This is a genomic window from Kingella potus (assembly GCF_900451175.1).
Classification (GTDB): domain Bacteria; phylum Pseudomonadota; class Gammaproteobacteria; order Burkholderiales; family Neisseriaceae; genus Neisseria; species Neisseria potus.
The window spans coordinates 518,880-542,996 of record NZ_UGJJ01000002.1; the positions used below are offsets into that span (position 1 = coordinate 518,880).

The 24,117-nt window shown below is 58.5% G+C and carries 14 protein-coding genes; 5 read left to right on the forward strand and 9 right to left on the reverse strand.

The genetic code is table 11. The annotated features are described in order from the left end of the window. Positions 1-4: 4 nt before the first annotated feature. The 3 genes from DYE40_RS09025 to DYE40_RS09035 all read left to right on the forward strand — a co-directional run bounded on the left by DYE40_RS09025 (position 5) and on the right by DYE40_RS09035 (position 12,758). On the forward strand, positions 5-11,716 hold the full coding sequence (locus DYE40_RS09025) for a YadA-like family protein (protein WP_115308761.1): 11,712 nt from the start codon (positions 5-7) through the stop codon (positions 11,714-11,716). A gap of 76 nt (positions 11,717-11,792) precedes the next feature. Further along, positions 11,793-12,317 carry an outer membrane protein assembly factor BamE gene (locus DYE40_RS09030; protein WP_115308762.1) on the forward strand — a complete coding sequence of 175 codons (525 nt, stop codon included), beginning with the start codon at positions 11,793-11,795 and terminating at the stop codon, positions 12,315-12,317. 36 nt (positions 12,318-12,353) lie between these two features. Beyond that, complete coding sequence (locus DYE40_RS09035) at positions 12,354-12,758, forward strand: murein L,D-transpeptidase (RefSeq protein ID WP_244733500.1); 405 nt, start codon at positions 12,354-12,356, stop codon at positions 12,756-12,758. 265 nt (positions 12,759-13,023) lie between these two features. On the opposite strand, the gene nadD is transcribed toward DYE40_RS09035, so the two are convergent. The 5 genes from nadD to DYE40_RS09060 form a co-directional block, all read right to left on the reverse strand. Beyond that, a complete protein-coding gene (gene nadD / locus DYE40_RS09040) occupies positions 13,024-13,650 on the reverse strand; it encodes a nicotinate-nucleotide adenylyltransferase (protein ID WP_115308764.1) in 627 nt (208 codons plus the stop codon). Next, positions 13,647-14,225 carry a beta-class carbonic anhydrase gene (locus DYE40_RS09045; RefSeq protein ID WP_115308765.1) on the reverse strand — a complete coding sequence of 193 codons (579 nt, stop codon included), beginning with the start codon at positions 14,223-14,225 and terminating at the stop codon, positions 13,647-13,649. The genes nadD and DYE40_RS09045 overlap by 4 nt, the downstream gene beginning before the upstream one ends. Positions 14,226-14,280: 55 nt before the next feature. Continuing rightward, on the reverse strand, positions 14,281-14,778 hold the full coding sequence (hpaC, locus tag DYE40_RS09050; protein ID WP_115308967.1) for a 4-hydroxyphenylacetate 3-monooxygenase, reductase component: 498 nt from the start codon (positions 14,776-14,778) through the stop codon (positions 14,281-14,283). Between the two features lie 162 nt (positions 14,779-14,940). Next, complete coding sequence (hpaR, locus tag DYE40_RS09055; protein ID WP_115308766.1) at positions 14,941-15,387, reverse strand: homoprotocatechuate degradation operon regulator HpaR; 447 nt, start codon at positions 15,385-15,387, stop codon at positions 14,941-14,943. Between the two features lie 269 nt (positions 15,388-15,656). Then, complete coding sequence (locus tag DYE40_RS09060) at positions 15,657-16,163, reverse strand: hypothetical protein (protein ID WP_115308767.1); 507 nt, start codon at positions 16,161-16,163, stop codon at positions 15,657-15,659. Between the two features lie 168 nt (positions 16,164-16,331). On the opposite strand from DYE40_RS09060, the gene DYE40_RS09065 reads away from it, so the two are divergent. Beyond that, entirely contained in the window at positions 16,332-17,744 is a 1,413-nt protein-coding gene (locus DYE40_RS09065; protein WP_115308768.1) for an alanine/glycine:cation symporter family protein, read from the forward strand. Between the two features lie 447 nt (positions 17,745-18,191). On the opposite strand, the gene DYE40_RS09070 is transcribed toward DYE40_RS09065, so the two are convergent. From DYE40_RS09070 to DYE40_RS09080, 3 genes are all read right to left on the reverse strand, one after another. After that, the gene (locus DYE40_RS09070) at positions 18,192-18,815 is read right to left on the reverse strand and encodes a LysE family translocator (protein ID WP_115308769.1); all 624 of its coding nucleotides are present in this window, start codon (positions 18,813-18,815) and stop codon (positions 18,192-18,194) included. Positions 18,816-19,368: 553 nt separating this feature from the next. Beyond that, the gene (gene ribD, locus DYE40_RS09075; RefSeq protein WP_245944094.1) at positions 19,369-20,499 is read right to left on the reverse strand and encodes a bifunctional diaminohydroxyphosphoribosylaminopyrimidine deaminase/5-amino-6-(5-phosphoribosylamino)uracil reductase RibD; all 1,131 of its coding nucleotides are present in this window, start codon (positions 20,497-20,499) and stop codon (positions 19,369-19,371) included. Positions 20,500-20,592: 93 nt separating this feature from the next. Further along, complete coding sequence (locus tag DYE40_RS09080) at positions 20,593-21,183, reverse strand: hypothetical protein (RefSeq protein ID WP_115308770.1); 591 nt, start codon at positions 21,181-21,183, stop codon at positions 20,593-20,595. Positions 21,184-21,662: 479 nt separating this feature from the next. Between DYE40_RS09080 and DYE40_RS09090 the strand changes: the two genes are divergently transcribed. Further along, entirely contained in the window at positions 21,663-23,840 is a 2,178-nt protein-coding gene (locus DYE40_RS09090; RefSeq protein ID WP_115308772.1) for a FepA family TonB-dependent siderophore receptor, read from the forward strand. Here DYE40_RS09090 and DYE40_RS12350 read toward each other — a convergent pair. After that, on the reverse strand, positions 23,813-24,016 hold the full coding sequence (locus tag DYE40_RS12350) for a hypothetical protein (protein ID WP_147286624.1): 204 nt from the start codon (positions 24,014-24,016) through the stop codon (positions 23,813-23,815). The two genes, DYE40_RS09090 and DYE40_RS12350, sit on opposite strands and share 28 nt — an antisense overlap. Positions 24,017-24,117: the final 101 nt, after the last annotated feature.

Below are 24,117 nucleotides of genomic sequence, written 5' to 3' on the forward strand. Positions count from 1 at the left end.
TATTATGAACAAAATCTATCGTACCGTTTATAACGAATCGACCAATACATGGACGGCCGTGGCGGAAATCGCTAAAGCACACGGCAAGTCAGGGCGTTCGTCTTCTTCTGTGGTTGGCGCATTGGGTTTTAGTGGTTCGCGCTTTGCTGTAAGTGCAATGGCTTCGGCAGTTATGATGACCGGTGCGGGTCAGACGTTTGCCTCTGCCGGTATTTATGTCAATGACGGTACGGATACTGCTTGTGCCGCTATTTGGGATGGCAATAACCGCACCAATGTTTATGCGGTTGTTCCTGGTGCGGGTGTTTATAATCCGGATGCTTCACAATCGCATTTTCCCCAGCTTCCCGATTTTCAACCAGGCGGTATGAATCCCTGTCTGAGCACGGGTACGGCTGGTGCTAATCAAAAAGCTGAAGCAAAAGATACACAAACCAACCGTGCTTTGTTCTACGGTGAAAGTACGCCTTCTGGTATTGGAAATAACGGCGCGACGAATTTGTCGTTGGGCGGTCGTTTGGATGTTAACAGCGGTATTATTGGTTTGGGTGATAGGGGTGTAAACGGCGCAAATGCGACCAATAGTATCCGTATCGGTACTGGCACTACTTTGGATAATGCAAATAAAAAGACCAATGCTTTGGCTATTGGTGTGGATGTGCAGGCGGCGGCGGAGCATGCTGTTGCCATTGGTAGTAATGCGAAAGTTAATCCGACCGCACCACTCACCACTCAAAATACCAAAGGTGTATCCGATGCTTCTATCGCCATCGGTCAGACTGCCTATGCCGAAGGCTTGGCCGCTGTGGCTGTGGGTGCGAAAACCAAAGCCATTGAACATGCCGTAGCCATCGGTACCGAAACCAGGGCGGAGGGTTTGAGTGCTGTGGCCATCGGCTCGAACAGCAAGGCCACCACCACTAATTCCGTTGCCATGGGTACCAACAGCGTAGCTTCGGGTGCAAACGCCACCGCGCTGGGTCAGGCCACCAAGGCCTTGGGTCAGTCTACTGTTGCTGTCGGCGACGGTGCAAATGCGACAGACAAGGGCTGGGGTACGGCTGTGGGTAATTCTTCCACCGCTGCCTACGGCGCATCTGCTTACGGCCATTTGGCAAAAGCAGCGGGCGACTTTGGTAGCGCGTTTGGCGACAGTTCGTCCGCTTCCGGCAATAATTCCGTGGCTATTGGTAAGAGTGCTGCTGCCAAAGCGGATGCAGTTATCGCTCTTGGCTTGAATGCGGGCAAAACTTCCGATGAAACTACATCCAACACCAATACCCGCGCTATTATGATTGGTTCGTCCAGTGGCACGGGTGCGCAAAATATCAACGATTCCATCTTGATGGGCTTGAACGCGGGTAAAAACCTTGGCGTGGCCACCAAGACAGGCAGCCATAATATCGGCTTGGGCGCAAGTGCCTTGGCAGATGCCAGCGGCAGCACCAACGTTGCTTTGGCTACACAGGCGGGTATGGGTGCAAGCGGCAATAACAACTTCTTCGGCCAAGTTAATGCAGGTTCTTATGTAACGGGTAGCAATAACGTAGCCATCGGTAAAAATGCGCTGAAAGGTGCGCCCGCTGCGAAGATTGCTGTTAGTGATGCCGTTGTTTTGGGTACGGAAGCCACTGCAGATAAAGACAAGGCTGTGGCCTTGGGTGCAGGCGCAAGCACGGCTACGGAAGCCAAGCAAATCAACACGGCCACCGTCGGCACTACCACATACGGCGGCTTCGCCGGCAAAGTGGGTGCTTCCGGCTACCAAGTATCCGTCGGCGCGAAAGATGCCGAACGCCAAATCAAACACGTTGCTCCCGGCGAAATCTCCGCCACCAGTACCGATGCCATTAACGGCAGTCAGCTTTACAGTGTTGCCGACGGCTTGCAAACGCAGATTGCCAATATCTCCGCTTCCGGCGGTGGCGTACACTTCTATCATGTAAACGGCAAAGACACGGACAACAACTACAACAACAACGGCGCAACCGGTACTAAAGCAATGGCAGCCGGCATTAATGCTCAGGCAAAAGGCGCAAGCTCGATTGCCATCGGCAATGCTACCGTGGAAGCCGAATCAACCTTTAGTGGTGTCGGAACGTCCAAGACGGCTTCACAAGGTGCAATCGCCATCGGCGATACTTCTTATGCCGCCGGCTCACATGCGCTTGCACTTGGACAGGCGCGCGCCGAGCAGAAGGACTCGATTGCCTTGGGTACCAACGCCCGTGCCACCGCCGAATCTTCTACTGCCATTGGTTACAACGCGGTTTCTTCTAGGCAGAATGGTATCTCCATCGGTAATGGAGCCAATACGGCCGGTTTGAACAGCATTGCCATCGGCGGCAGCAGCGCGACTTCCGCCTCTGGCTCGATTGCTTTGGGTTATGGTGCGCAGGCTACCCGCGAAACTATCAATGCGACTAACGTTAAGGCTGTGTCGGATGCGGCTGTGTCGCGGGATCAGGTTTATGCCTTGGATGCTGCCAGCCAGCTCGATAAAAACAATATTGCCGCAACAGTCAAAGGTTCGTCCGGTGCGCTTTCTATCGGTACGCAACAAGATACCCGCCAAATCATCAACGTGGCTGCCGGTACGGAAGATTCCGATGCTGTGAACGTGGCTCAGTTGAAATCTGTTGCTAATTTGGTGCGTAACACCACGCCCACCAAAGTTACCCCCGCATCCGGCAGCAAAATTACGGCCAAGAATATAGGCACGGTCGCTGCGCCTAACTATGAAGTGGATCTGACCCAAGATGCCAAAACCAGCTTGGGTAAAGCTGATACTGCTATGCAAAACTTCAAAGTGGCGACTGTACCGAACAAAGGTGGCACACTGACTGCCGGAGAAAGCGTAGCGGACGGCGACACCCTGACTTTTGAGGCGGGCGACAATGTCAGCATCAATCAAAACGGTAAGAAAATTACCATCAATGCCACAGGTACCGGCGGCGGTGCAAGCAAAGTCGAAGCGGCAGCCGGCAGCCCGGTTACCGTGGGCGGCACAGGCACAGCCTCTGATCCGTATAAAGTGGGTGTGAATACCGTTGCATTGAGCAATTCGCCGACAGGTAAGGTTAATGCGCCTATACCTGCCGATGCGGGCAAGCTCGTTACCGCGGGGGAAATTGCCAAAGCAATCAACGGCAGCGGCTTTACCCTGAAAACCTCCGCAGTTGGCGGGGAAGGCGAAAAAGATGCTGCTTCTACCCCCAGCGAAATCATCAACCCCGGCGAAGCCGTGGAAATGATTGCCGGTAAAAACCTGAAAGTAAAACAATCGGCTGACGGCAAGGTAATTTATTCAACCAAAGACGCAGTTCAGTTCAATACTGTAACCGTGGGTCCCATCAGCATCGATCAAGCAAACGGAATCAATGCCGGAGGTAAGAAAATCGCTAACGTGAAAGCCGGCGAGAACGATGATGAAGCGGTTAATCTCAAGCAATTGAAGAACAATGGTTTCAACTTGGCTGTGGCACATTCTGGTTCAGGTACTTCCGCAGACAATACCCCGTCTACTGCAACTGGTGCGGCCGATAAGAGAATCATCGGCGACGAAACCCTGATTTTGGAAGCAGGTAGTGGCATTAATGTGTCCCAAAACGGCGGAAAAATCACCATTACCAACACAGGAACCGGTGGTGGTGGTGCCACTACACGCTATTACAGCGTAAATTCTGGACAAACCGCCCCAGGTAGCAACTACGCTAATGATGGTGCAGCAGGTAAAGATTCCCTCGCTATTGGCGTGAAAGCCAAAGCGGTTTCTGACAACTCTGTAGCCATCGGTAGTGACGTTACAGCCGAAGGTACGGAATCCTTGGCACTTGGTAATAATGTCATTACAAAAGGCACGGGCACAACCGCCGTTGGCAACAACACCCGTGCTATGAAAGAAGGCGCACAGGCATTTGGTCAGAGTTCTGTTGCAGAAGGTAAAAATTCGGCAGCCGTCGGTCGTTATGCAACTGCAAAAGCCGATCGTGCTTCGGCATTTGGTGTCGGCAATATTGCTGCCGGAGAATCCTCTTTTGCCGGCGGCGATCAAAGTGAGGCAAATGCAAAAGACGCTATTGCTATCGGCACAAAAGCTAAAGCCTTGAATGAAAAATCCGTCGCCATCGGTGCCGGTGCGAATGCTGATAAAGACAATGCGGTTGCATTGGGTGCTGGCAGCCTGACTGATAGCGGAGCAACAAAAGTTGTCGATGCAACAGTAAACGGCATCAAATACGGCGGCTTTGCAGGCAGTAGTACAGTTGCAGCAGGCGATCAAGTGTCAGTCGGCAAGGTGGGTGAAGAGCGTCAGATCAAACATGTAGCTCCGGGTGAGATTACCGCTACAAGCACCGATGCGATCAATGGTAGTCAGCTTTACAGCGTTGCCAATGAAATCGGAAAAGGCTTCTCGATTAAGGCAAACGCAGATGCGGCAGGTGTTTCGGCCGCCGATAAAGCCATCAAGCCGGGATCGACTCTGGCTGTGGAAGGTACGGGTACAGGTGCGTTCGCTACTGATTACAGTACCGGTAATATCCAAACCCAAGTCAGCAGCAAAGGTACCGTTCAGATTGGTCTGAAAAATAATCTGGCCGTAACCAGCGTTACAGCAACCGACAGTAAGGGTAACAAAACCGTTACCAATGGAGATGGCGTAACCATTACACCGGTAGCGGCTGGCAAATCGCCTGTAAGTCTGACTTCGGGCGGCCTCAACAACGGCGGCAACACCGTCAAAGGCGTAGCTTCCGCATTGAACCTTTATCCTGCCGGCACGCCCAGAACCGGACTGCTGGATCTGTCCAACCTGACCCCCGATCAGAAAGCCAGCGCTGCGACAGCGGGCGACTTGGCCAACATGGGCTGGGTAGTCAGCTCCGACAAGACCACCGGCAATCTGACCAAAACTTTCAACGGCCAGGTTAAAAACGCAGGCGAAGTAGAATTTGTCGGCACCGGTGCGGCAGAGGTTTCGGCCCAGACCACAACAGGCGGCAAGCACACCATAACCGTCAACGTAGACAGCCAGAGCATAGCCGACAGCGTAGCGCAACCCGTTGTTTACACCAAAGCCGACGGCAGCAAAGCGTACAAACGCGGCAACAAGTTCTATGATCAGGCCACAGGCGGCACAGAGATTCCTGCCGGCGACGTGATTGCCTCCATGAATAACGCCGCAGGCAGCACCAAAGCCCCGATGACCCTTGCCAACGTCAAGAGCAACTTTGCCGACACGGCTGCGGCTGCGGCCAACCCGGCCAATAACGACCGCGGCGCACTGACCAAGGACGGCAAAGGCAACAATGCCGCCACCGTCAGCGACGTACTGAACGCAGGCTTTACCGTCCAAGGCAACGGAGCGGACAAAGACTTCGTTACCCACGGCGACACCGTCAACTTTGCCGACGGCCGCGGCACCACAGCCAAAGTCGAAAGCAAAAACGGCGTAACCAAAGTCAGCTTCGACACCCCGCTGCAATATACCGATGCGGCAGGCAAAGCCTCGTCCGGTCCGACCAACGTCGTCAGCCTGGTAGGCAAAGATGCCGGACAGCCGGTACAGCTTAAAAACGTTGCCCCCGGCGAAGTGAGCAAAAACAGCACCGACGCGATTAACGGCGGCCAGCTGTACGAAGTGGCGAACAACCCGCTGACCTTTGCAGGCGACACCGGCGGCAACGTCAGCCGCAAACTGGGCGAGACCGTCAATGTCAAAGGCGGCGTGAGCGACAAGGCCAAGCTGAGCGACAACAACATCGGCGTAGTAGCCGACGGTACCGACAAACTGGAAGTCAAACTGGCCAAAGAGCTGACCGGACTGACCAGTGCCGGATTTAAAGACGCGGCCGGCAACAGCACCAGCATTGGCGGCAACGGCGTAACCATTACACCGGTAGCGGCTGGCAAATCGCCTGTAAGTCTGACTTCGGGCGGCCTCAACAACGGCGGCAACACCGTCAAAGGCGTAGCTTCCGCATTGAACCTTTATCCTGCCGGCACGCCCAGAACCGGACTGCTGGATCTGTCCAACCTGACCCCCGATCAGAAAGCCAGCGCTGCGACAGCGGGCGACTTGGCCAACATGGGCTGGGTAGTCAGCTCCGACAAGACCACCGGCAATCTGACCAAAACTTTCAACGGCCAGGTTAAAAACGCAGGCGAAGTAGAATTTGTCGGCACCGGTGCGGCAGAGGTTTCGGCCCAGACCACAACAGGCGGCAAGCACACCATAACCGTCAACGTAGACAGCCAGAGCATAGCCGACAGCGTAGCGCAACCCGTTGTTTACACCAAAGCCGACGGCAGCAAAGCGTACAAACGCGGCAACAAGTTCTATGATCAGGCCACAGGCGGCACAGAGATTCCTGCCGGCGACGTGATTGCCTCCATGAATAACGCCGCAGGCAGCACCAAAGCCCCGATGACCCTTGCCAACGTCAAGAGCAACTTTGCCGACACGGCTGCGGCTGCGGCCAACCCGGCCAATAACGACCGCGGCGCACTGACCAAGGACGGCAAAGGCAACAATGCCGCCACCGTCAGCGACGTACTGAACGCAGGCTTTACCGTCCAAGGCAACGGAGCGGACAAAGACTTCGTTACCCACGGCGACACCGTCAACTTTGCCGACGGCCGCGGCACCACAGCCAAAGTCGAAAGCAAAAACGGCGTAACCAAAGTCAGCTTCGACACCCCGCTGCAATATACCGATGCGGCAGGCAAAGCCTCGTCCGGTCCGACCAACGTCGTCAGCCTGGTAGGCAAAGATGCCGGACAGCCGGTACAGCTTAAAAACGTTGCCCCCGGCGAAGTGAGCAAAAACAGCACCGACGCGATTAACGGCGGCCAGCTGTACGAAGTGGCGAACAACCCGCTGACCTTTGCAGGCGACACCGGCAGCAACGTCAGCCGCAAACTGGGCGAGACCGTCAATGTCAAAGGCGGCGTGAGCGACAAGGCCAAGCTGAGCGACAACAACATCGGCGTAGTAGCCGACGGTACCGACAAACTGGAAGTCAAACTGGCCAAAGAGCTGACCGGACTGACCAGTGCCGGATTTAAAGACGCGGCCGGCAACAGCACCAGCATTGGCGGCAACGGCGTAACCATTACACCGGTAGCGGCTGGCAAATCGCCTGTAAGTCTGACTTCGGGCGGCCTCAACAACGGCGGCAACACCGTCAAAGGCGTAGCTTCCGCATTGAACCTTTATCCTGCCGGCACGCCCAGAACCGGACTGCTGGATCTGTCCAACCTGACCCCCGATCAGAAAGCCAGCGCTGCGACAGCGGGCGACTTGGCCAACATGGGCTGGGTAGTCAGCTCCGACAAGACCACCGGCAATCTGACCAAAACTTTCAACGGCCAGGTTAAAAACGCAGGCGAAGTAGAATTTGTCGGCACCGGTGCGGCAGAGGTTTCGGCCCAGACCACAACAGGCGGCAAGCACACCATAACCGTCAACGTAGACAGCCAGAGCATAGCCGACAGCGTAGCGCAACCCGTTGTTTACACCAAAGCCGACGGCAGCAAAGCGTACAAACGCGGCAACAAGTTCTATGATCAGGCCACAGGCGGCACAGAGATTCCTGCCGGCGACGTGATTGCCTCCATGAATAACGCCGCAGGCAGCACCAAAGCCCCGATGACCCTTGCCAACGTCAAGAGCAACTTTGCCGACACGGCTGCGGCTGCGGCCAACCCGGCCAATAACGACCGCGGCGCACTGACCAAGGACGGCAAAGGCAACAATGCCGCCACCGTCAGCGACGTACTGAACGCAGGCTTTACCGTCCAAGGCAACGGAGCGGACAAAGACTTCGTTACCCACGGCGACACCGTCAACTTTGCCGACGGCCGCGGCACCACAGCCAAAGTCGAAAGCAAAAACGGCGTAACCAAAGTCAGCTTCGACACCCCGCTGCAATATACCGATGCGGCAGGCAAAGCCTCGTCCGGTCCGACCAACGTCGTCAGCCTGGTAGGCAAAGATGCCGGACAGCCGGTACAGCTTAAAAACGTTGCCCCCGGCGAAGTGAGCAAAAACAGCACCGACGCGATTAACGGCGGCCAGCTGTACGAAGTGGCGAACAACCCGCTGACCTTTGCGGGCGACACCGGCAGCAACGTCAGCCGCAAACTGGGCGAGACCGTCAATGTCAAAGGCGGCGTAAACGACAAGGCCAAGCTGAGCGACAACAACATCGGCGTAGTAGCCGACGGTACCGACAAACTGGAAGTCAAACTGGCCAAAGAGCTGACCGGACTGACCAGTGCCGGATTTAAAGACGCGGCCGGCAACAGCACCAGCATTGGCGGCAACGGCGTAACCATTACACCGGTAGCGGCTGGCAAATCGCCTGTAAGTCTGACTTCGGGCGGCCTCAACAACGGCGGCAACACCGTCAAAGGCGTAGCTTCCGCATTGAACCTTTATCCTGCCGGCACGCCCAGAACCGGACTGCTGGATCTGTCCAACCTGACCCCCGATCAGAAAGCCAGCGCTGCGACAGCGGGCGACTTGGCCAACATGGGCTGGGTAGTCAGCTCCGACAAGACCACCGGCAATCTGACCAAAACTTTCAACGGCCAGGTTAAAAACGCAGGCGAAGTAGAATTTGTCGGCACCGGTGCGGCAGAGGTTTCGGCCCAGACCACAACAGGCGGCAAGCACACCATAACCGTCAACGTAGACAGCCAGAGCATAGCCGACAGCGTAGCGCAACCCGTTGTTTACACCAAAGCCGACGGCAGCAAAGCGTACAAACGCGGCAACAAGTTCTATGATCAGGCCACAGGCGGCACAGAGATTCCTGCCGGCGACGTGATTGCCTCCATGAATAACGCCGCAGGCAGCACCAAAGCCCCGATGACCCTTGCCAACGTCAAGAGCAACTTTGCCGACACGGCTGCGGCTGCGGCCAACCCGGCCAATAACGACCGCGGCGCACTGACCAAGGACGGCAAAGGCAACAATGCCGCCACCGTCAGCGACGTACTGAACGCAGGCTTTACCGTCCAAGGCAACGGAGCGGACAAAGACTTCGTTACCCACGGCGACACCGTCAACTTTGCCGACGGCCGCGGCACCACAGCCAAAGTCGAAAGCAAAAACGGCGTAACCAAAGTCAGCTTCGACACCCCGCTGCAATATACCGATGCGGCAGGCAAAGCCTCGTCCGGTCCGACCAACGTCGTCAGCCTGGTAGGCAAAGATGCCGGACAGCCGGTACAGCTTAAAAACGTTGCCCCCGGCGAAGTGAGCAAAAACAGCACCGACGCGATTAACGGCGGCCAGCTGTACGAAGTGGCGAACAACCCGCTGACCTTTGCAGGCGACACCGGCGGCAACGTCAGCCGCAAACTGGGCGAGACCGTCAATGTCAAAGGCGGCGTGAGCGACAAGGCCAAGCTGAGCGACAACAACATCGGCGTAGTAGCCGACGGTACCGACAAACTGGAAGTCAAACTGGCCAAAGAGCTGACCGGACTGACCAGTGCCGGATTTAAAGACGCGGCCGGCAACAGCACCAGCATTGGCGGCAACGGCGTAACCATTACACCGGTAGGCGGCAAATCGCCAGTGAGTCTGACTTCGGGCGGCCTCAACAACGGCGGCAACAGAATTACCAAGGTTGCCCCGGGTGTTGACGATACCGATGCGGTTAACGTTTCCCAACTGAATAAAGCAGCGGCAAAAGCTGCCAATAAAGTTGAAGCGGGCAGCAATATTGTCGTAACACCGACTAAGAATACGGACGGCAGCACCACTTACAAAGTGGCTACCGCCAATGATCTGAAAGCCAACAGCTTTACAGCGGGCGGGGTATCGCTTTCCGCCGGGGGCATCAATGCGGGCAATAAGGCGATTACCAACGTTGCTCCCGGTGTGAAAAACACCGATGCGGCCAACGTAGGTCAGGTAAAAGCGGCAAAAACCGAAGTTAAAGCCGGTACCAATATCGCCAGCGTTGTCGAAACCAAAGGCAGCAACGGACAGAGCATTTATACCGTTAATGCCGATGGTGCGAGCGTTTCTGCCGGATCTACTGCCCTGACTGTTACCAAAGGCAACAAAAATGCCAATAACGTAACCAATTATGCTGTGGATCTGTCGCAGAAAACTAAAGACGACATTGCCAAAGGTGCGGCTGCGAAAGACGCCTTCGATACCAAAGGTCTGACCTTTACCGGCGACACCGGTACAACCGGCGTGAAGAAACTGGGCAGCCAAGTGGCGGTAACAGGCGACAGCAACATCACGACCAAAGCCGATGCTTCGGGTGTGAATGTCGCCCTGAAACGCGATTTGAACGTAGACAGCGTTACTACCGGCAACACTACCGTCAACAACGGCGGCGTTACCATCAAATCGCCGGCTGCGGGCAATCCGAACAACACCGTGAACCTGACTGCAAACGGTTTGAGCAACGGCGGTAAGCAGATTACCAATGTTGCCAGCGGTCTGAACGGCAAAACTGTTGCCCAAATCAAAGCTCAAGGCAATAAGGCTCCAGAATGGAACAATGCGGCCACCGTTGGCGACCTGACCCAGGTTGAAAACAACGTAACCAATATTTCCAACAATTACAGCAAGACCTTGGGCGGCGACAGCAACCAGTATGTCGACAATACAGGCAAGCTGACCAATGCCGGTAAAGTGGCTCTGAAAACCTACAATGTTTCCGGACAAAAAGAGTACGTGAACAATTCGGTCATTTCAGCGATCAAAAACATGAACGAACAAGGTATCAAGTTCTTCCATGTGAATGACGGCCAGACCCAGATTGACCAGGCTACGAATACCGAAGATTCGAGCGCATCGGGCAGATATGCGGTTGCCGTCGGCTATCAGGCCAAAGGCACAGGCATTGATGCCGTAGCGATGGGCAGCCAGTCTCTGGCTTCCGGTCAAAACGGTATCGCCATCGGTAAAGGTTCGCAGGCGACGGGTGTGAACTCGATTGCCATCGGTACGGGCAACAAAGTATCCGGCGCGAATTCCGGTGCGTTTGGTGATCCGACTGTTATTACCGGTGCGGGCAGCTACAGCGTAGGTAACAACAATACGATTGCCACCGACAATACCTTTGTTGTGGGCAGCAACGTTACCGCCACCAAGGCCAACTCCGTGTTCTTGGGCAACAAGAGCGGCAGCTTTGCCCAAACCGGTTCGACCACCGATTCCATTACCGGTGTACACAAAGCCGTGGCAGGCAGCAGCAACTACACCTATTTGGGTGCCAATGATGCCAATGTTGCGGGTGTGGCCGATGCGAAAGGTATCGTCAGCGTCGGCAATGCCGGTGAAACCCGTCAGGTACAAGGCGTAGCGGCAGGTGTCATCTCCGCCACCAGCACCGATGCCATCAACGGCAGCCAGCTGTATTACACCAACCAGGCCATCAACCAAAACATCAACAACCAAGTGGTCAACATGGGCAACCAGTTGAACAAGAAAATTGACGATGTGGCGGCTGATTCCAAAGCCGGTACGGCTGCGGCAATGGCAGTGGCCGGCCTGCCCCAGGCTTATCTGCCCGGTAAGAGCATGATGGCCATCGGCGGCAGCGTGTATCGCGGCGAAAGCGGTTACGCAGTCGGTTATTCCAGCATTTCCGATGGCGGAAACTGGATTATCAAAGGCACGGTAACCGGCAACTCGCGCGGCCATGTCGGCGGCACCGCTGCCGTAGGCTACCAATGGTAATGTCGTAAACGTTTTCAGACGGCCTCCTCTTTACAGAGGCCGTCTGAAAACCACTAAACTTAAAGGATTTGAAAATATGAAAAGCACACGATTTCTGAAAACCGGCGCAGCGGTTGCCGCCGCCTGCCTCTTGGCCGCCTGTGCCACCAAAAGCCGAATTACCGCAGAGGGAACAACCGACAACCCCGTCTTCCCCAAGCCCTATTCGCTGACTTTCAATAAAAACCGAGGTACATTCCCCATTTACGACGAGCTGGACAAAATGCGTCCCGGTTTGAGCAAAGACGACATCTACAAAATTCTCGGCCGTCCGCACTATGACGAAGGTATGTACGGCGTGCGCGAATGGGATTATCTCTTCCACTTCTACACTCCGGGCGTAGGTGTCGATCCCGACAACACTTCCGGTGTGGACGGCATTACCACCTGCCAGTACAAAGTGATTTTCGACAAACACAAATTTGCCCGCAGCTTCCACTGGAATCCCGTATTCCCGCAGGGGGCAGCCTGCCCGCCGCCGCAGCCCGAGCCGCCCCGCGCCGAGCCGCAGGTCATCATTCGCGAAGTAGAAGCTGCTCCGGCAGCGAAAATCCGCCAGTAAGACCGACGGAATATGTTGAAAGCCTTATGGGTATTGATGCTGCTGGGGGGAAGTGCCGCCGCTTCCGCTTCCGGCAGCATTGATGATTTCAAGCAGAGCAAAAGGGTAGTGGTGGATACGGCCAACGCCGAACTGTGTTTTGCCGACAACGGCAGCTGCCATCCTGTACTGGTGGGCGTAACCACGCCGAAGGGTCGTTTCGATATGAAAATCTACAAAACCGACAAACGCGGCTATGGCGGCGATATTATCGGTTTTAAGCAGGAAAAGGATTTTCTCTTCGCCCTGCACCGCGTGTGGACGCTCAAGCCTTCGGAACGCCGTTTGGAACGCATCAAATCGCCGCTTGCTGCCGACCGTATCATGACGAATGGCTGCATCAATGTCAGCGACGATGTTTACGAACAGTTGAAGCAGTATTTTGTGTTGGAAGTAATCTGAACAAACGGGGCGCAAGCCCCGTTTTTTTGTCTGTTGGAGTGATGATGCCTGCGGCTGCGGGCGGAAAACCTATCTGCCGTTTAGGCTGCTCGTGCGGGCAGAGGGTCTTTTTCCGTTTTGCACTTTCTTGCGGGAAACCATGGATGTTTCATTTTCCCGACCAAAAACTCCCGCCGGCGCGGGCAGGTGCGGCGGCGGGGCGGGAGAAAGGTGTTTTGCGGTGTTTGAGGCCGTCTGAAAACCGATACCTGGTTTTCAGACGGCCTCAAACGTTTTCGGGGCTGCCGCCGTACAGTTTGTGTCTGCGGATATAGGCGGCTACGGCGGGATCGAGCAGACCGCCGGTATGTTGCCCGTTTTTCAGACGGCCTCTGATGTCGGTGGAGCTGATGTCGGAGAGCGGGGCGGACAGCAGGTGCAGGCTGCCGTCGTTTAATGCCTGCGCCGCCCAAGCGTGCAGTTCGGAGGGGAGGGCGGACAGGGCAAAGCCGCTGCGTGCGGCGGCGGCGATGCGGGTTTGGCGCACGATGCTTGGCCAGTCTTTCCAGGTGTGCAGTGCGGCCAGGCTGTCTGCGCCCATCAGCCACCAGAGTTCGGCGGCGGGGTAGTGCTGGCGGAAGATGCGTACGGTGTCGGCGGTGTAGGTGGTGCCGCCGCGTACGGTGTCGAGATCGGATACGGCAAAGCGCGGGTCGGCCTGCGCGGCGAGTTGTGTCATGGCGAGGCGGTGGGCGGCGGGAGTGGAGGGGGCGGCTTTGTGGTAGGGATCGCCGGCGGGGAGGAAGATGACGGTGTCGAGATCCAGTTCGTCGGCAAAGGCGCGGGCAATATGCGTGTGGCCGAGATGGGGCGGATCGAAGGTGCCGCCGAAGAGACCGAGACGGCCGGTCATTCCTGCGCTCCGTGGCCGGGATCGTCGGTTACGGGGGTGAGTTTGCCTGTGGTGGGGTGGATGACGAGGCCGTGGATGGCGACGGATTCGGGCATGAGGGGATGGCGGCGGATGATGCTGACGGTATGGCGGACGCTGTCTTCGACGTTGGTAAAGCCGGTAAGCCAGTTGTCGAGGTTGATGCCGGCGTTGCGCAGGGTGTCGATGCGGTCGGCGGGGATGGAGAATTCTTCGGTTTTGCTGAGAAATTCGTCGGGGTTCATGCCGCGCATTCCGCAGTCGTGGTGGGCGATAACCATGATTTCGGTTACGCGCAGCTCGTATACGGCAACCAGCAGGCTGCGCATAACGGAACCCCAGGGATGGGAGACGACGGCACCGGCGTTTTTGATGATTTTGGCATCGCCGTTTTTGAGGCCGAGGGCGTGGGGGAGGAGTTCGGAGAGGCGGGTGTCCATGCAGGAGAGGATGGCGAGGCTGCGTTCGGGGTATTTGCCGCTGAAAAACTGGGCGTATTCGCCGGACTCGACGAAGTTGTCGTTGAATTCGAGGATTTCTCTGAGTGTGTCGCTCATGGCGTGTTCCTTGTTTGTTGTTGGTTTGTGTGGCGGCAGAGGCCGTCTGAAAGGCTTAGCCGAGGGCGGCGAAGTGGCGGCGGAAGTAGACGAGGGCGGGGGTGTCGGCACTGTGGGGACGGACGGCGATTTCGCTGATTTCGGCCATGAAAACCCGGTGGGTGCCGACTTCGTTGCATTCGGCGATGGTGCCGTGCAGGTGGGCGAGCGCGCCTTCGACTTGGAGCTGCCCCTGTCGGCCTTTGTGCCAGATGTGGTAGGCGAAGCGTTCTTCGGGGGAGAGGGCGGTGAGGCCGGCGAAGTGTTCGGCAACATCCTGTTGGTGTGCGGAGAGGACGTTGATGCACAAAGCGCGGTTTTGCAGGAGGACGGGGACGATGCCGGCCTGTTTGTTGATGCAGAGCATGATGGTGGGCGGCTCGTCGGTTACGGGGGCGACGGCGGTCATGGTAATGCCGTAGCGGCCGGCTGAGCCGTCTGTGGTGATGACGTGTACGCCGCCGGCACAGACGGACATGGCATCGCGGAAGGGAAGTTGCAGGGGGTGGGACATGGCGGGTTTCGTGTGTACGGCGGCGGGTTGCGGGGCGGCGCGGCTGTTTGTGTTTTCAGACGGCCTGTTTGCTTCGGGCTGCCGCAGGCGGACGTGCGGACGCGGCAGGCGGGTATTGTACCCGACGCTGCCGCGTTGCAAAACGTTGGCCGCTGCCAAATCCTAGGGCTGCCGTACGGAATCTTGTGTTTTCAGGGAGGCCATTTCCGCCAGCAGGTTGTGCAGGCTGTGCATTTTTTCGCGGGTCATACGCTGTTCGAGGTCTTCGTAGCATTTGTCCACTTGGGTGCGGATGTCTTCAAAGACGCGTCCGCCGCGTGGCGTGAGCTTGAGGAAGACGCGGCGTTGGTCGTTGGAGGGTTTCATACGGATGAGCAGGCCGTTTTGTTCGAGGCGGTTGAGGATGCCGGTGAGGCTGGGGCGCAGGATGCAGGCCTGGACGGAGAGGTCTTGGAAATCCATGGTGCCGTTTTCGGCGAGCAGGCGGATGATGCGCCATTGCTGGTCGGTAATGCCCGCACCGTTGAATATCGGGCGGAGGTACGACAGCAGTACGTCCCGTGCCTGCAACATGGTGATGTTGATGGAATTGTGTTTGTCGCTGCCCATTGCGGTAATCCTTTTGCTTGGTTGTCCGTTATCTAGTAAATAATGTTTATTTTAACCGATTGCGCCAAAAAAATACACTTTGCATAAAAGCAATGTGTGTTTTTTGAGACGGCGGCAAACGGTTGTGCCGTGCGTTCCGCGTATGCCGTGTAGCAGGCTGCAAGGGTTGGTGGCTTAAAGCGTGCCGTATTGCATTGCTTTGTATCAATTTATTCTATCAGAGGCCGTCTGAAAAAAGATTTGGCCGGCGGGTTTGTGCGTTGAGCCGTCTATTGCGCCGCGCCGTAAACATCCGCCGCTTTCTCCTGCCTTTTGGCGATACGGTACCAGCCGGCGAGCCGCCACAGGCACAGGAAGGCGATGAGCGGCTGGCACACGGCTGCTGCCAGATAGCGCGGGTTGGCGGCGGACACGGCGGGTTCGCCGCCCGCCAGCCGCGCCAATGCCCAGCCCCATTCCCATACCGACACCAGCGAAAACGACAGCACGGCCAGCAGCCCGAGCGTGGCGGCCACGCCCAGCGGCACGGCCTCGCCGCGCGGCACGGTACGGTTCAGACGCAGCAGCACGAAGAGGCCGTAGCCGATGACCAGCACCATGCCGCCGTTGGCCAGCACCTGCAAGCCGTCGAAGGCGGTTTCGGGCGACACGGGCAGGCCGTCCGAACGCGGCGCGGTTTTGCGGCCGGAGGCGAAGCTCTGCATCACATTGAGTACGAAAGTGCAGGCCATGTCGGCCAGCATCAGCCACACCGGCAGGGCGAAGATGAAACGCATGGCGTATCCTCCTGAAAAAACGGCGCGCAGTTTAGCAGAAACGGCGCACCGTTTTCAGACGGCCTTTTGTGTTGTGTAAAATTGTCTGCAATTTTTAAAATATCCATTTACAATGCGCCCCTTTGTGTGCCGGCGGATGGCCGGCGGTTTTGAAAACGAGGCTTTCGTATGATTGATTTAATTCATAAATTTGTAAACGAAGTGAACGGCCCTCTGTGGAACGGGCTGATTTTCCTGCTGTTGGGCACGGGCTTGTTTTTCACGCTGGCCACGGGCTTTGTGCAGTTCCGCCTGTTCGGCCGCAGCGTGCGCGAGATGCTCGGCGGGCGCAAGGCGGTGGACGACCCGCACGGCATCACGCCCTTCCAGGCCTTTGTAACCGGCCTGGCCAGCCGTGTCGGCGTGGGCAATATTGCCGGCGTGGCGATTGCGATTGCCAACGGCGGGCCCGGGGCGGTGTTTTGGATGTGGGTAACCGCCCTGATCGGCATGAGTTCGGCCTTTGCCGAGTCGTCGCTGGCGCAGCTTTTCAAAATCCGCGACCACAAAAACGGCCATTTTCGCGGCGGCCCGGCCTACTACATCCGCAGCGGCTTGAAACAAAACTGGATGGCCGTGGCCTTTTCGCTGAGCCTGATTTTCTGTTTCGGGCTGGTGTACAACGCCGTGCAGGCCAACACCATGGTGGTGGCGGCCAAAAGCTCGTGGGGCTGGAACGAACACGCAGTGGGCGTGGCGCTGGTCATCCTCACCGCACCGATTATTTTCGGCGGCATCCGCCGCGTGTCCCGCGTGGCCGAAATGATGGTGCCGGTGATGGCGGTGCTGTATCTGCTGATGGCTTTGTACATCGTTGCCACCAATCTGGGCGAAGTGCCGCGCGTTTTCGGCCTGATTTTCGGCAACGCCTTCACGTTTGACGCGGCCGGCGGCGGCTTTCTCGGCGGCCTGATTTCGATAGCCATGGAGCAGGGCATCAAGCGCGGCCTGTATTCCAACGAGGCCGGCCAGGGTTCCGCACCCAATGCCGCCGCCGCCGCCGATGTGAAACACCCCGTATCGCAGGGCATGATTCAGATGCTGGGCGTGTTTGTCGATACCATGATCGTCTGCTCCTGCACCGCCTTTATCGTGCTGCTGTCCAGCACGCCCGACGGCCTCAGCGGCGTGGAGCTGACGCAGGCGGCCATCGTCGGCCATGTCGGCGCATGGGGTGCCGACTTCCTCACCATCGTGCTTTTCCTTTTCGCCTTTTCCACCATCATCGGCAACTACGCCTATGCCGAATCCAACGTCCAGTTTGTCAACGGACATTGGTTCACCGTTGCCCTGTTCCGCATGGCGGTGCTGTCTATGGTGTATTTCGGCGCGGTGGCCAAAGTGCCCGTGGTGTGGGATATGGCGGATATGACGATGGGCATCATGGCACTCATCAACCTCATCGCCATCCTGCTGCTTTCGCCGCTGGTGTTCCTGCTGCTGAAAGACTACACCGCCAAGCTGCGCATGGGCAAAGAGCCGGAATTCAAGCTCTCCGAACACCCGAGCCTGAAACGGAAAATCAAATCCGATATTTGGTAAACCCGCGTCTGTAATCCGCAAACGCGCAGAGGCCGTCTGAAAAACGTTTTTCAGACGGCCTCTCGCCGTTTTGTAGGGTGTGTCGCACAGCGACGCACGCGTTTTCTGCTGTTGTGAGATTTTCCGATTTGCGGCAACGCATACGGACGCGTGCGCCACCTTCGGGCGGCACACCCTACACCGTACCCGAACAGGACGTATCTGCCGCCTTACGTTTTTCAGACGGCCTCTTGCCGTTTTGTAGGGTGTGTCGCACAGCGACGCACGCGTTTTCTGCTGCTGTGAGATTTCCCGATTTGCGGCAACACATACGGACGCGTGCGCCGCCTTCGGGCGGCACACCCTACATTGTGTCCGCGTGGGTTGTACGGTGCAGCCGCGCACACGTTTTCTGTCTGTCGGGCAACGCGTGATTGTTTGCGCCACGGAAATGCGCCAGCCGGCCGCTCAACCCGTCATCACTTTCACGCCCAGCACCGCCATGGCCGCGCCCAGCACGCGGTCTATCCAATGCCCGGCCCTGCGGAAGCTGCGGTTGACGCGCGGCACCGACAGCAGCAGCGCGACCAGCGCGAACCAGCCAAACTGCAACACCGCCATCCACAGCCCGTAAGCCGCCAGCTGCGACAGCGGCATCGCGGGCGAGAGCACTACCGTAAACACCGACACCAGATACACCGGAGCTTTCGGATTGAGCAGATTGCACAAAAAGCCCCTGCGCCACACCGCACCCGCCGCCACGGGCGCGGCATCCTGCACGCGGATTTCCGTTACCTCCCCCGCCGCCTTCGCCCGCAGCCCCTTGATACCGAGCCACACCAGATAAAGACCGCCGCCGATTTTCACCGCCGTCATCAGCCATGCCGCCGACGCGATGACCGCCGCCAGCCCCGCCACCGAATAGGCGATATGCACCCCAAGCCCCGCCGCAATGCCCGCCGCACACCACAGCCCCGTGCCGCGCCCGTGCGTCAGCGTCTGCTGCGACACCAGCACGAAATCCGGCCCCGGCGACACCGCCGCCAAAAGATGGATGCCCGTAATCAGCCAAAAGCCATACCAAAAATCCACAGCCTGTTTCCTTTCTTATTACTCTGTGTCCGAGGCCGTCTGAAAAACGTTTTTCAGACGGCCTCTTGCCGTTTTGTAGGGTGTGTCGCACAGCGACGCACGCGTTTTCTGCTGCTGTGAGATTTCCCGATTTGCGGCAACACATACGGACGCGTGGCCGCTTTTGGGCGGCACACCCTACACCGCGCCTGCACAGGACGTATCTGCCGCCTTCCATTTTTCAGACGGCCTCTTGCCGTTTTGTAGGGTGTGTCGCACAGCGACGCACGCGTTTTCTGCTGCTGCGAAATTTTCTGATTCGCTGCAACACATACGGCCGCGTGCGCCGCCTTCGGGCGGCACACCCTACACCGTACCCGCACAGGACGTATCTGCCGCCTTACGTTTTTCAGACGGCCTCTCGCCGTTTTGTAGGGTGTGTCGCACAGCGACGCACGCGTTTTGCTGCTGTGAGATTTCCCGATTTGCGGCAACACATACGGACGCGTGGCCGCTTTTGGGCGGCACACCCTACACCGCGCCCGCACAGGACGTATTTGCCGCCTTACGTTTTTCAGACGGCCTCTGTCCGCCGCAGCACCCATTTCACGCCGTTGCCGAGCATTTCGACCGAGCGCGTTTCCCAGCGCGGCGCATCGTGCAGCGCGGCGGCATCTTCGGGCAGGGCGAACAGGCCGCGTGCGGGCGTGCCGAGGATTTTCGCGGCTTGGTACAGCACGATTTCGTCCGCCAGATCCGCGTGCAGCAGCGCGCCCGCGAGCGTCGCGCCCGCTTCGGCCAGCACTTCGCCGATGCCGTGTTGTGCCAGCAGGGCGAGGGCGGCGGGCAGGTCGGTGAGGCCGTCCGAACGCAGCGGCACGGCATGGACGGATGCATGGGGGAAACGGGCGAAGGCGGAGTGTTTGGCGGGATCGGTTTCCCCCGTCAGCACCATCAGCGGCGCGGACGCATCGGCAAGCATTTTGGCGGACGGGTTCAGACGCAGGCGGCTGTCGAGGATCACGCGCACCGGCGGGCGGACAACGGGAAAGGCGCGTACGGTGAGCAGCGGGTCGTCGGCCAGCACCGTGCCGATGCCCGAGAGCACCGCGCAGCTTTCGGCACGCAGAAGCTGCACGTCGGCGCGGGCGGCTTCGTCGGTAATCCATTGGCTGCGTCCGTCGGAAAGCGCGGTTTTGCCGTCGAGCGAGGCGGCGCATTTGAGGCGTACGAAGGGGCGGCCGCGTTCGATGCGCGATAAAAATCCGCGGTTCAACTCGCGGGCTTCGGCGGCCAGCAGGCCGCATCCGGTGCGGATGCCCGCCGCTTCGAGCATGGCCAAACCCTTGCCCGCCACCTGCGGGTTCGGGTCGGATATGGCGGCGGCCACGCGCGACACGCCGGCCGCAATCAGGGCTTGGGCGCAGGGCGGCGTGCGGCCGTAGTGGGCGCAGGGTTCGAGGGTAACGTAGGCGGTTGCGCCGCGTGCGAGTTCCCCCGCCTGCCGCAGGGCGTGCACTTCGGCGTGCGGCTCTCCGGCGCGGACGTGGAAACCCATGCCGACAATCTGTTCCCCGCGTGCGATCACGCAGCCGACGCGGGGATTGGGGCTGGCGGAAAAGCGGCCTTCGCGTGCGAGCGCGAGCGCGGTGCGCATATGGCGGCGGTCGGTGTCGGAGAAAGCGGGCGGCGGTTGGCAGGACATTTTCAGACGGCCTCTCGGGTTCGGTTGCGGCAGAGGCCGTCTGAAAAAAGGTTTCAGACGGCCTCTGCGGACGGTTTCGGCGGAAAGCGGGCGTTACATCGCCGTTTTCAGCAGCTTCACGTCTTTGAGCGTTTCGGCCAAACGCCCGCTGTCGGCGGACGCGCTGGCGGCGCAGACGGTGTAGAGATGGTCGGGATGGTAAACGGCGATGCAGTTTTCGCCGCCGCCTTCGGGATAGGAGAAGGAATAGTCCATACGGTTTTCCGTGGCCGCGCCCACTTTCAGGCCGGACAGGCCGCCTGCTTCGAGGGCGGATTTGAGGCCGGCGTAGTAGTCTTTGGCGGGCTTGGCCGGCTTGCCCAAATCGGTAACGGACAGCGTGATGTCTGCGTCTTCGTCGCGTTGCAGCAGGGTTACTTCCTCGGCCGACGCGCCTTCGGGCAGCAGCGCGGCATTGCCGCTTTGGTCTTGGAAGCCGCCCGTTACGGTAATGCTTACCGCGCCGTCGCGGCTGGTAAGGGTTTGCGGCTCGGCGGGGGCTGCGGGCTGCGTTTCGGGTGCGGGTGCGGACGCGCTTTGCGCTGCGGAAGCGGCGGTTTCGGCCTGCGGCGCGGATGTCTGGTGTTCGCAGGCGGCCAGCGCAATTAGGGCGGCGGCGGCAATGGCGGCGGATCGGATATTCATGGCGGTTTCTATCTGTACGGTTGTTTTTCGGGGCGGGCAGTATAACAAATTATCCGCATGTTATCCGCATGGCGGCGCATGAGGCCGTCTGAAAGTATGGCTCGGACGGCGTAAAAAGCCGCACGCGTTTTCAGCGCGTTTTCAGACGGCCTCTCTTGCCTTTTGCAGGGTGTGTGGCGCAGCCGCGCACGCGTTTTATGCTGCTTGGGGACGTTTCGAATTGCGGCAATACAGAGAACGCGTGCGTCGCCTTTGGGGCGGCACGCCCTACCTTGTGTCCGCGCAGGCTGCGCGGTGCAGCCGCGCACACGGATTTTGCCGATATGTACTTTTCAGACGGCCTGTTTTCAGACGGCCGCCGCGCCGCCGCGTGCGGGTGTACGGATGCGCTTGGTTTCCGTTTGCGCTTGACAAAAATTTTACATCGGTTCATATTTACCCCTGTTATGTAAAATTTCTTTACAAAGGAGCAGCAAGAAATGTCCCGCAGAAAATCCCTCTATCCCCTCGCCGTGCTGCCGCTCGCCCTCGCGGGCGCGTTCGCACAGGCCGCCGACGAAGAAAACGACGGGCTGGAAACCGTCTACGTTACCGCGCAACGCCAGCTCCAACAGTCGCTGGGCGTATCGAAAATCACCGCCAAGGATCTGGAAACCCGTCCGGCGGTGAACGACATTTCCGACATCATCCGCACCATGCCCGGTGCCAACCTCACCGGCAACACCGCCTCGGGCGAGCGCGGCAACAAACGCCAAATCGACCTGCGCGGCATGGGGCCGGAAAACACCCTGATTCTGATCGACGGCCGCCCCGCCACCTCGCGCAACGCCGAGCGTTACAGCTGGCGCGGCGAGCGCAACACGCGCGGCGACAGCAACTGGGTGCCGGTGGAAGACATCGAATCCATTACCGTATTGCGCGGCCCCGCCGCCGCCCGCTACGGCTCCGGCGCGGCCGGCGGCGTGGTCAACATCGTTACCAAAAAAGTCAGCAATGAGCTGCACGGCTCGGTTAATCTCTTTGCCAACCAGCCGCAAGACAGCAAAGAAGGCGACACCAGACGCATCGGCTTCAACCTCAGCGGCCCCATCGTCCAGGACAAACTCGGCTTCCGCCTCTACGGCAGCCTGAACAAAACCGATGCCGACGCGGCCGACATCAACGCCGTCAACGGCAGCAGCGGCAACGGCGCAGGGCGCGAAGGCGTACGCAACCGCGACTTTTCCAGCCGCCTCGCCTGGCGCATCACGCCCGAACAAACCCTGACCTGGGACGCCATGTACAGCAAGCAAGGCAATATCTATTCCGGCGACAACCAAAACAACAATCCCAGCGCCTTTACCCGCTCGCTCTACGGCGAAGAAACCGCCCGCCTCAAACGCATCAGCAACGCGCTGACGCACGAAGGCATCTGGAATTGGGGCGACACCAAAGTCGTCGCCCAATTCGACCGCACCGAAAACGAACACTTGGTGGAAGGCATTTACGGCGGCCCCGAAGGCCAGTACCAGCCGCCCAAGCAGTTTACCGAAAGCACGCTGAAAACCGGCCGCCTTGCCGCCGAAGCCAACATCCCCTTCAAACTCGGCGGGGAACACGTGGTAACCGTCGGCTCGGAATACACCAACGACCATCTGGACGACGCTTCGTCCCACCGGCAGGGCTTTACCGACCAACGCCGCACCGACGTATTCGCGGGCATCGCCACCAACCGCAGCGGCGAAAGCAGCCAGCGCAACTTCGCCTTTTATGTTGAAGACCACATCCGCTTCGGCAGCGGCACCCAGCTTATCCCTGCCCTGCGCTTTGACCACAACAGCAAATCGGGCGGCAATTGGAGCCCCGCGCTCAACTTCGTACAGAAAATCAACGAGAGCTGGAATATCAAAGGCGGCGTAGCCCGCGCCTACAAAGCCCCGAACCTGTACCAGGGCAACCCCAACTACATCCTCTACACGCGCGGCAACGGCTGTAAGGCAGGCACGCCCGGCACCATCCGCTGCTATCTGATCGGCAACGATAACCTGAAGCCCGAAACCAGCCTGAACAAAGAAATCGGCTTCGAGTTTGCCAAAAACGGCTATCAGGCCTCCGCCGCCTACTTCCACAACGACTACCGCAACAAAATCGTTGCCGGCGACGAAGTTGTGGCCTTGAGCGACCTCGGCAACCATATGTACCAATGGACCAACGCCAAAAAAGCCCTGGTGGAAGGCTTGGAAGGCAACCTGACCCTGCCGCTGCACCGCACGCTCAAATGGACGACCAACTTCACCTATATGCGCAAGTCCGTCAACAAAGACACGGGCAACCCGCTGTCGGTGATTCCGAAGTACACCATCAACAGCAGCCTCAACTGGCAGCCGACGGAAAAATTCGATGCCGCGCTCAACGTAACCTACTACGGCAAACAGAAACCGCGTAGCGTGGTGTTGAGCAACATCGAACGGCGCAACGGCCTGTCGAACGAAGCCGTCAGCCCCTACGGCCTGGTGGGCATCAGCGCGGGCTACCGTTTCAACAAAAACATCAACGCCCGCTTCGGCATCAACAACCTGTTTGACAAACAGCTCTACCGCAGCGCAAGCAACAGCAGCGCGCAAACCTACAACGAACCCGGCCGCGCCTTTTACGGCAGCCTGAAAATGTCGTTCTGATTGCGCAGGTCTGCATCAGCAGAGGCCGTCTGAAAACAGTTTTCAGACGGCCTCTGTCCCCTCTCCCGCCTGCGGGGGAGGGTTAGGGTGGGGGCTGTTGCCGCTTCGGCTGCACTTACGGGCGGGAGCGGGTTTGCGGCGGCTTCATCGGTTTCAGACGGCCTGCCCCGTTGCATCTCGCGTAGGGTGTGTCGCCCCGGCGACGCACGCGTTCCCTGCCGCAGCGCAAAAGCCGTGCAATCTCCGCAGCCGCGTACGTGGCAAAGCCACACACCCT